The organism is Streptomyces jumonjinensis, assembly GCF_009600885.1.
Lineage (GTDB): Bacteria > Actinomycetota > Actinomycetes > Streptomycetales > Streptomycetaceae > Streptomyces > Streptomyces jumonjinensis.
The window spans coordinates 19,954-27,080 of sequence record NZ_VCLA01000035.1; the positions used below are offsets into that span (position 1 = coordinate 19,954).

A 7,127-nucleotide genomic window follows, 5' to 3' on the forward strand; every position below is an offset into this window, starting at 1 on the left:
TCAGACCGCCCACCAGACACAGGTCTCGCCCGGAATGCGCACCGCCGCGCCGCTGAACTCCAGCGCCGCCGACGAGATCACCGGACGCCCCGGAACCGGCATCTCCGCCTCCGTCGCCAGGGTGTTCAGGGTGCAGACCAGCCCCGGGCGGGCGAACGCCAGCACCCCCTCCGGCGCCTGCGTCCACTCCATGGCTCCGTCGCCGAGCCCCGGCAGCTCCTTGCGCAGCGCGATCGCCGAGCGGTACAGCTCCAGCGTGGAGCGCGGGTCCCCGGTCTGCGCCTCGACCGAGAGCCCCCGCCACTCGGCGGGCTGCGGCAGCCAGCTGCCGCCGGGGCCGAATCCGTACGGAGCCGCCGAGCCCGACCACGGCAGCGGCACCCGGCAGCCGTCCCGCAGCCCGTCCTGGCCGTCGCCGCGGAAGAACGCCGGGTCCTGACGGACCGCGTCCGGCAGCTCCGTCACCTCGGGCAGCCCCAGCTCCTCGCCCTGGTAGACATAGGCCGACCCGGGCAGGGCCAGGGCGAGCAGCCCGGCCGCCCGCGCCCGGCGCAGACCCCGCGCCCCGCCCCCGTACCGGGTGGTGTGCCGGACCACATCGTGGTTGGAGAGCACCCAGGTCGTGGGCGCGCCCACGGACTCGGTCGCCGCCAGCGACTCGTCGATGACCTTTCGCATGGCCGCCGCGTCCCACGCGCAGGTCAGGAACTGGAAGTTGAACGCCTGGTGCAGTTCATCCGGGCGCACATACAGCGCGAGCCGCTCGGCCGTGGGGGCCCATGCCTCGGCGACGCCGATGCGCTCGCCCTCGTAACCGTCGAGCAGCGTGCGCCAGGAGCGGTGGATCTCATGCACCCCGTCCTGGTCGAAGAACGGCAGCACCTGCGCGCCGATCAGCGTCGCCTGCTCGCTCAGCCCGATGTCGGGCAGCCCCGCCGCCTTGACCATGCCGTGGGCGACGTCGATCCGGAATCCGTCCACGCCGATGTCCAGCCAGAACCGCAGGATCGACTCGAACTCCTCGCGCACCTCGGGCCGGTCCCAGTTGAGATCCGGCTGCTCGGGCGCGAAGAGATGCAGATACCAGTCGCCGGAACCGGTCCGGGTCCAGGCGGGTCCGCCGAAGACCGACTCCCAGTCGTTGGGCGGCAGTTCGCCGTTCTCGCCCCGGCCGGGACGGAAGTGGTAGAGCTCGCGCTCCTCCCCTCCGGCGAGCGCGGCCCTGAACCAGGCGTGGTGGTCGGAGGTGTGGTTGGGCACGATGTCGACGATGACGCGCAGCCCGAGTCGATGGGCCTCGCGCACCAGCTCGTCCGCGTCCGCCAGTTCGCCGAAGAGCGGGTCGACGGTGCGGTAGTCGGCGACGTCGTAACCGCCGTCGGCCTGCGGCGAGGCATAGAACGGGGTGAGCCATACGGCGTCCACGCCCAGGTCCGCGAGGTACGGCAGCCGCTGGCGGACGCCCCGCAGATCGCCGATGCCGTCTCCGTCGCTGTCGGCGAAGGAGCGTACGTACACCTGGTAGATGACGGCGTCCCGCCACCAGCCCGCCGAGGGGCCGGCGGTCTGGTCACGGAGGGTGGGAGCGAGCTCCTGGGTCATGTACGTTCCCTTGCAGGTCGTCAAATACGTTGTCGTGCCGGCTGATGGGGGACGGCCCCTGGTGGGGGGACGCCCGCCCCGGTGCGCGCATGGTCAACGCGCGGTGAGCGGGTCCGGATACGTACGCGTGTCGCGCATCCGCCCCGGTCCCGGACGGGGTTCAGCCCTTGGTGCCGCCCGCCGTCAGACCGGCGACGAGATGCTTCTGGGCGAAGAAGAACAGCAGCCCGGCGGGGACCATGATCAGCACCGAGGACGCCGTCATCAGACCCCACTCGGCGCGGTGCGGGCCGACGAAGGTCTGGAGCCCCACGGCGAGCGTGTACTTGGTCTCGCTGCTCATGAACTGGGTCGCGAAGGCCACCTCGCCCCATGCGGTGAGGAAGGTGTAGAACGCGGTCACCGCCAGGCCCGGCCGCGCCAGCGGCACGATCAGCCGCCAGAACGTGCCGAAGGGGGTGAGCCCGTCCACCCGGCCCGACTCGTCGATCTCGGTGGGGATGGTGTCGAAGTACCCCTTCAGCATCCAGGCGCAGAACGGCACGGACACCGAGCAGTAGGTGATGATCAGGCCGCCGTAGCTGTCCAGCAGCCCCAGCGCGCCCAGGATGTTGTAGAGCGGCACGATCAGCACCGCCACCGGGAACATCTGGCAGACGAGGAAGGTCCACATCAGCGACTTGTGCCCGGGGAACCGCATCCGGGAGATCGCGTACCCGGCGCTCGCCGAGATCAGCACGCCCACCAGCATCGTCCCGGCGGCTATCGCCACCGAGTTGACCATCCAGGTGAGAAACTCCGTCTCACCGAGGACACGGGTGTAGTTGGAGAGGGTGAAGCCCTCCATCTCCATGGGGTGCGTCCAGCCGTTCTCACCGCGGATGGAGACCAGGAAGATGAAGACGATCGGGAAGAGCGCGATCAGGGTCGCGATGACCAGGGTCGTGTGCAGTGCGACGGAAGCGGCCTTGGAGCGCTCGTCGCGGCCACGGACCGGGGGCTGTGCGGACGGGCGTGCCGTGACGTTCCCGGTCTTGGTCCCGGTCTTGTCCGTGGTGATCACTTGGCTTCCTCCTGGCGCTTGAGCATCCCTCGGTAGAAGACGGAGAAGACCAGGAGCAGCGAGAGGATCACGATCCCGTAGGAGGCGGAGCCCGCGTAGTCCCGTACGCCCTGGAAGGCGAGCCGGTAGGCGTAGGTCACCAGGATCTCGCTCTCGGTGCCGCCCGCCTGCCCGATCACCAGGAAGATGATCGGGAACATGTTGAAGGTCCAGATCGTGCCGAGCAGCACGATCGTGGAGCTGACCGGCCGCAGCCCGGGCATCGTCACATTCCAGAAGCGCTGCCAGGGGGACGCGCCGTCCATCTCGGCGGCCTCGTGCAGCTCACGGGGGATGGACTGGAGTCCGCCGAGTATCGCCACCATCATGAACGGCACGCCCAGCCAGGTGTTCACCGCGATGACGGAGAGCTTCTGGACGAAGGGGTCGCCGAGCCAGTCGACCGGGCCGAGGCCGATCTTCGACAGCAGCAGGTTGAACACACCGTTGTCGGTGTTGTACATCAGCTTCCAGGCGAACGCGGCGACGAACGCGGGCACCGCCCAGGGCAGGATCAGCAGCACCCGGTAGAGCGAGCGTCCGCGTATCCGCCGGTTGAGCAGGAGCGCGAGCCCGAGGCCGATGGTGTAGTGCAGAAAGACGCAGCTCGCCGTCCACACCACGGTCCACATCAGCCGGGGATAGAACGACCCCTCCTGGCCGGAGAGGATGTGCCAGTAGTTGTCGAGCCCGACGAAGGTGTACGTGGACGGGACCTCGAAGTCGCCGATCGTCCGGCCGAGGTTGGCCTCGTTGGCGTCGGTGAAGGAGAGATAGACGCCGCGGCCCAGCGGATAGCCGACGAGCACGGCGAGGACGACCACCACCGGCAGGACCATGGCCCACGCGTACCAGTGGGTGGCGAAGGACCGTCTGGTCCTGACTATGAGGGTGCTCATCTTTCTCCGATGTGCGTATGAGCTGCGGACTGCCGGACCGGTCCGGCCGGCCGGGTGCGCGGGATCGGTCCCACGCGCTGCGGGGCTGCTCCCCCGCCGGCCGGACCGGAGACTGGCGGCCCGCCGCCGTGGGCGACGGGCCTTCAGCGTCAGCCGAGGGCGACGGGCCCTGGGCGTCAGCCGATCGTGTAGTCCTTCAGGAGCTTGGAGTTCCACTCCTCGGCCAGCGCGTTCAGCCCGTCCTCGGGGGAGACGTCGCCGCGCAGGATCTTGACGTAGTGCTGGTCGAAGGCGACGAACAGATCACCCACGCCGGGGATCACCGGACGGGACTTCGCGATGGACAGCGCCTGCTGGAACGCCTTCTTCGCCGGGTCCGCGGTCACCTCGGCGGTGTAGGCGGACTTACGGGTCGGCAGGGTGTTGATCTCCTTGGCGGTGAGCTCCTGGCTCTTCGCGGAGGACATGACCTTCACGAAGAGGTAGGCCGCGTCCTTGTTCGGGGAGCCGCGGTAGACGGAGTAGTTGTGGCCGCCGATCGGGGCCGCGGCCTTTCCGGTCGAGCCGCCCGGGATGTTGGCGATGCCCAGGTTGTCCTTGTCCTTGAACGCCTTGCCCGCGTAGCTGTCGGAGACCGACCACGGACCGTTGACGATCATGGCGGCCTTGCCGTCCTTGAAGGAGGTCTGGGCCGCGACATAGCCGTCCGTGGTGACGGGCTTGAGGGCGACGCCGGACTCGGTCAGCTTCAGCGCGGTCTCCATCCCCTTGACGCCCTCGGGGGAGTTGACGGTGATCTTCTTGGCGTCGACGTCGAGCATGTCCCCGCCCTCGCCGTACAGGAACGGCAGCGAGAAGTAGCCCTCGGGGTTGAGCTGGATGCCGGCGACCCCGGTCTTCTTCTTGATCGTCTTGGCGGTGGCGATGAACTCGTCCCAGGTGGCCGGGGGCTTGGCGATGCCGGCCTCCTTGAAGATCTCCTTGTTGTAGAGGAGACCCAGGGTGTCGGTCACCTGCGGGACGCCGACCGTCTCGTCCTTCCACTTGGCGGGGGAGAGCGGGCCGGGCAGGAAGTCCTCGACGCCGTCGAGCGCGGGGGTGCCGTCCAGCGGCTGGAGGTAGCCGAGGTTGGCGAAGCCGGCGGACCAGCCGACATCGGTGCGGATCACATCGGGGGCGCCCTTGCCCGACTGCGCGGCGGTCTTGAACTTCTGCTCGGCCTGGTCGAAGGAGACCGACGTGCGGTTCACCTTGATCTTCGGGTACTCGTCCTGGAAGGCCGCCACCAGCTTGTCGTAGGTGGGTCCCTCGGCCTCGTTGGACGTGTCCCACCAGGTGATGGAGCCGGACACGCTCTGGGGGTCCTCGGCGGCCTTCTTGCCGCTGCTGTCGCCGCCGCCCTCGCTGCCTCCGCAGGCGGTCGCGGTCAGTGCCAGTACACCGGCTATCGCGGCTGCCGTCATGCCCTTGCGCATCGTGATCTCCTCATTGAGGTCAGGCCCTGCCTGTCCTCGGGCCGGGCTGCTGCGGCGTGAAGTTAACAGCGTTGCAAGACTTTGCGAAAGACCTTGCAGAAAGAAAACGGCAAGATTTCGATGTTGTTACCTCGCTGTGTCCTGCGGATGTCCCCACTGTGTCGCAGGGGTTGACCTGTGGTCACTGTGGCTCCTACGGTCTGCTGCCAGGCAGGGAACGGTTGTTGCTGCAAGAACCAGCAGGTGTCAGCAGCAAGCTTGCAGAAAAGTTCAAGAGCCTTTCAGGGCAGAACGCGTTGCCTCGCGAGGCTGCCGGTGCACAGCGTTGTGCAGGAGGAGATATGGCCAGCAGACCTCTGGCCGCCGCGCTCGCCCTGGTGGCGGGGGCGGCGGTCGCCGTCACCGTGCCCACGGGGACGGCGTCGGCGGCTCCGCCCGGATCCAGGGACGTGACCGCCGTCCTGTTCGAATGGCGCTTCGACTCGGTCGCGAGGGCCTGTACCGATCAGCTCGGACCGGCCGGATACGGCTTCGTCCAGGTCTCCCCGCCCCAGGAGCACATCCAGGGCGGTCAGTGGTGGACCTCGTACCAGCCCGTCAGCTACAAGATCGCGGGACGCCTCGGCGACCGGGCCTCCTTCGCCGCGATGGTGAACACCTGCCATGCCGCCGGGGTGAAGGTCGTCGCCGACGCGGTGATCAACCACATGGCCGCCGGGGACGGCGTGGGCACCGGCGGCTCGGCGTACCGGAAGTACGACTACCCCGGCGTCTACTCCGGCTTCGACATGGACGACTGCCGGTCTCCGATCGTCAACTACCAGGACCGCTGGCATGTGCAGCACTGCGAGCTGGTCGGGCTCGCGGATCTGGACACCGGCGAGGAGTACGTACGCGGCCGAATAGCCGGATATCTGAACGATCTGCTCTCCCTCGGCGTCGACGGCTTCCGGATCGACGCGGCCAAGCATCTGCCCGCCGCCGATCTCACCGCCATCAAATCCCGGCTGACCAGGCCCGACGTCTACTGGAAGCAGGAGGCCATCCACGGCGAGGGCGAGCCGGTCTCGCCGAGCGAGTATCTCGGCACCGGAGACGTCCAGGAGTTCCGGTACGCCCGCGACCTCAAGCGGGTCTTCACCGCCGAGAACCTCGCCTACCTGCGGAACCACGGTGAGGGCTGGGGGTATATGCCCTCGTCGAAGTCCGGTGTCTTCGTGGACAACCATGACACCGAGCGGCTCGGCGACACCCTGAACTACAAGGACGGCGCCGCCTATACCCTCGCCAATGTCTACATGCTGGCCTGGCCCTACGGCGCTCCCGACGTCCACTCCGGCTACGAGTGGAGCGACAAGGACGCGGGCCCGCCGAACGGCGGCCGGGTCGACGCCTGCTGGCGCGACGGCTGGAAGTGCCAGCACGCCTGGCGGGAGATCTCCTCGATGGTCGCGTTCCGGAACACCGCCCGGGGGGAGCCGGTGACCGACTGGTGGGACGACGGCGGGGACCGGATCGCCTTCGGGCGCGGCGCCAGGGCGTTCGTCGCCCTGAACCACGATCCCGCGCCGCTGACCCGGGAGTTCCGGAGCTCGCTGCCCGCGGGGAGGTACTGCGATGTGCAGTCGGGGCGCGCGGTGAGCGTGAACGCGGAAGGCCGGTTCACCGCGACCCTGCCGCCCGGCACGGCGGTGGCGCTCCACACGGGCGCGCGGGGCTGCTGACCCCGCATCATCCAGCGACGGGCCGTGTCCTCGGGGGCGTACGCCGTGACAGCGGGCCGTGCCCTCGGGGTCGTACCCGCGCCTCGGGCCGCGTCCCCGGGGTCGTACCCGCGCCTCGGACCGCGTCCCCGGGGCCGTACCCGCGCCTCGGGCCGTGCTCCCGCAGCAGCAGACCGTACGCCGCGACCGCGGACCGCCCCCTCGCGGCCCGGACCGCGTACCCCCTCCCGCAGCGGCGGCCCTCCCCGCCCCGAGCGGGCTCGACTACCCAAGGAGATCGAACGTGTTCCGTACCAGACGGCCCAGAGAGGCCGTCGCCGCCCTC

At 69.1% G+C, this 7,127-nt stretch carries 4 protein-coding genes and 1 pseudogene; 1 reads left to right on the forward strand and 4 read right to left on the reverse strand.

Features of this window, described 5'->3' with window-relative positions:
- The 4 genes from FF041_RS04875 to FF041_RS04890 form a co-directional block, all read right to left on the reverse strand.
- Positions 1-1,602 carry a glycoside hydrolase family 13 protein gene (locus FF041_RS04875; protein ID WP_153521173.1) on the reverse strand — a complete coding sequence of 534 codons (1,602 nt, stop codon included), beginning with the start codon at positions 1,600-1,602 and terminating at the stop codon, positions 1-3.
- A gap of 160 nt (positions 1,603-1,762) precedes the next feature.
- Entirely contained in the window at positions 1,763-2,662 is a 900-nt protein-coding gene (locus FF041_RS04880) for a sugar ABC transporter permease (RefSeq protein ID WP_407698110.1), read from the reverse strand.
- Entirely contained in the window at positions 2,662-3,603 is a 942-nt protein-coding gene (locus FF041_RS04885) for a carbohydrate ABC transporter permease (RefSeq protein ID WP_153521174.1), read from the reverse strand. The genes FF041_RS04880 and FF041_RS04885 overlap by 1 nt, the downstream gene beginning before the upstream one ends.
- Positions 3,604-3,779: 176 nt before the next feature.
- Positions 3,780-5,078 carry an extracellular solute-binding protein gene (locus FF041_RS04890; RefSeq protein WP_153521175.1) on the reverse strand — a complete coding sequence of 433 codons (1,299 nt, stop codon included), beginning with the start codon at positions 5,076-5,078 and terminating at the stop codon, positions 3,780-3,782.
- A 341-nt stretch (positions 5,079-5,419) separates the two neighbouring features.
- On the opposite strand from FF041_RS04890, the pseudogene FF041_RS04895 reads away from it, so the two are divergent.
- A pseudogene (locus FF041_RS04895) lies at positions 5,420-6,799 on the forward strand (alpha-amylase); the annotation flags it as partial.
- Positions 6,800-7,127 lie beyond the last annotated feature (328 nt).